General features: G+C 68.4%; 1 protein-coding gene and 1 pseudogene. One reads left to right on the forward strand and one right to left on the reverse strand.

Going from position 1 to position 2,383, the window contains the following annotated elements; all coding sequences use genetic code 11:
- Window positions 1-252, reverse strand: a pseudogene (locus AC31A1_RS50235) (hypothetical protein); the annotation flags it as partial.
- A gap of 1,549 nt (window positions 253-1,801) precedes the next feature.
- Between AC31A1_RS50235 and AC31A1_RS50240 the strand changes: the two are divergent.
- Complete coding sequence (locus AC31A1_RS50240) at window positions 1,802-1,987, forward strand: hypothetical protein (RefSeq protein WP_489659730.1); 186 nt, start codon at window positions 1,802-1,804, stop codon at window positions 1,985-1,987.
- The last annotated feature ends 396 nt before the right edge of the window (window positions 1,988-2,383 follow it).

Here is a 2,383-nt window from a genome sequence, read left to right on the forward strand (position 1 = left end):
GCACAGAGCGTTCTCCAACTCGGCGCGAGTGATGTCAGGCATCAGGGCCTCGGACAAGCACAACTCCACGAACAGGCAACCCGGTCGGTCCGGCTTTCCTCGCTCGGCCCAGCGGGAACCGGCCGTCCAGCGGATCCCCAGGAGGCCGTATTCGTCGAAGACAGAGGTGCTGTCCGGGCGCTCGTTGATCACGTACTTGATCCGGTCCAGCCGAGCGTCGAACTCCGGGTCGGACGAGTCGTCACATTCCATCGACACCAGGCCGGTCACAGCAACCCGTGATGCTCCCCGGTCACAGCACTTGCGAGGGGTGAACTCCCAGGTGGGCATGGCCACCGGCCGACACGGTGCCGTCCAGGGGCGGCCTGCCTCGACCACGAGCCCCCTTCGTGCCGCACGGCCGCCACTCGATACACGCACTGCGCGCCCCCGTTCCCCCTCATGGGCCTGCGGGGGCGTCGCGGCCGTCTCCTCCGTGCCGCACCGCCATCGCCGTGCGGAAAGTTGACCTACTGGGTCAACGGCACCCGCGCCATGACCTGCCGGGGAGCGGCACGCGGTGAACCAACTGCCGCCCAACCCCCTCTCCCGGGACGGGCGTTACACCGCCCCCGGCCGCGTTCCGGACTCGTCAGAGGTCGCAGTGAACGCCTTGATATGGTCCTGAGCCCAGCGCGCAGGCGGGCCGCCCCCAACCTCCGGACCTCCATGTCCATCGGGCCGCCGACCCCGGCCCGCAGACCGGTGAGCGCCGGTCCACTCCGCAGACACGACGCGTCCCCCAGACGGCGGGCCGCTCCTACCACAGCCCCCGGCGTCCGCAACCCGGCATCCCGTGCCCGCAGGCCGCTCGAACTCCCGGTGGTCGATCATTCCGACACGCCTCTACAGCCGATAACCGCCGGGCACGGCGCCCAGAATGTCCCTGACCCCCGCTCCCTCACCCTCACCCCTGCCCGCTCCCGTACCGGTCAACTCACGTAGCTGCAGGACGTAACTCTGCAGGGTGGTGCGCGCACCGCGCGGCCTGGTCCCCACCACACACAACTCTTCTCCACCAACATCACCACCGGCACCACCTTGTCGGCATGGAGAGCCAGCCAGCCCAGCACTTCGACGTCCACACTCGACTCCCCCACAAGGCCGCCAAGAAAGTGGATACGCGGCTCGCGTTCAAGCCGCCAGGCACCGGGCACCGGGCACCCGGACCGTCACAACACCGAAACCACTCGATAAAACAGCACGGACGGTTTGTCGATGTTCGAGGGCATTCCGGCGCCAGGGGCACATAGAATCGGCCGCCCCAGCCACCCGGGAGACCGCCACCACGCTGGAGGATCCCCGCGGGAGTCCATACGCACGTGCTGGCCTTGGCTTTCCCACGTCGACGAGCCCAGACCACGGCAGGCAGGCACACCCCGGAACGCCGCAAGCAGCGGAGAAGGTCACGTCCCGCGCAGTGACGCAGTGACGCAGTGACGCAGTGACGCGATCTTGCCGAGTCTCTGCGTCGCGCGGACCAAGCGGCTGATGTAGGCGCGAACTGAGAGGTGATCGCTGCCACGCCACTCGGCGGGACACCATCCGCCCCGGGCCGACGACAGCCGGCGACGACTGGACGCAGTCCGCCGAGTGGCGTCGCGGCGGTCCACGAGTGGCTCGTAGCGCGCTCGATTGCCCTTGCTGAACCTGCATCGAAGTCGGCGAGACGCAACACGCGACACAGCGCCGCGAGTTGCATAGGGAGACCGGGCCCGCGTTCGATGGGATGCGGCGACAGGCGCGGCATCAGGGGGTTGTCGTGCCCGGGTTCGTACGTGGCTACGACGACACGATTCAGGACTACTTCCTCGTCCGCGCCACCGCCTTCCAGCCGAACGGCACACTGTCGAACGACAAGCTGGCCGCCGAGAACACCACCGACTTCGGTGTTGTCACGCGGCGAAGGTCGCCGACTGCCACAGGCCGGAGACCTCGGGCCACGTGATCTCGCTGGTGTACTGCACAGGTTGATCAAGATGGAGTATTCGCCCGGCCACTGGAGCTCGGGCTGTGAATCCGGTAGCCGGTGACGAGTGATCCTGCGTCAGCTGCGCGGCGTGGCCGCTTCGAGTTCGTGAAGCATTGTCCGGCGTGCTCTTCCCCGAGCCGGACCCTGTGCCCATCCACCGACTCGAAGGGGTGACGCGGCCCCTGGTGCCGAGTCCCCCGGACGTAGCCGGGCCGGGCTGGGCCGGGTCCGCCGAGCCTCCGACCAACTGATCGATGCCGCCCTTGACGTCGAGCTCTCATCCTCACGCGGACTGTTCGCGAACTGGAGGGCACATCACCGCAATTGGCCACGCCCGGCCGCCCCGACGAACGCCGGCACCCCACACCCGAC

This window comes from Streptomyces sp. P5F9 (assembly GCF_057961495.1).